1 pseudogene is annotated in these 262 nt (G+C 70.2%); it reads right to left on the bottom strand.

The features are described 5' to 3' along the window. Positions 1-24: 24 nt before the first annotated feature. Positions 25-262: pseudogene (locus ACPYOM_RS22805) on the bottom strand (hypothetical protein); the annotation flags it as partial.

Below are 262 nucleotides of genomic sequence, written 5' to 3'. Positions count from 1 at the left end.
ACACTCTCTCCGTCGTCGGCAGCGTCAGATGTGTATAAGAGACAGCCTCGCCACCTCGGCAGCCGCACCGGCGCCCGCAGAGACAGCCGGCGAGGCCGCGGCAGCGCACGGCACCACGCACGAGGCAGCGCACGACACCGCCCACGACCTGTCTCTTATACACATCTCCGAGCCCACGAGACGCGTAGTAATCTGGGGGGGGGGATTTTTTTTTTGGGGAGGGGGGGGGGGGGGGGGGGGGGGGGGGGGGGGGGGGGGGGGG

This window comes from Monashia sp. HAY1-2A (assembly GCF_056755315.1).
Note: the sequence above shows the minus strand (reverse complement) of the source record. Positions and strands in the feature narration are given on the sequence as shown.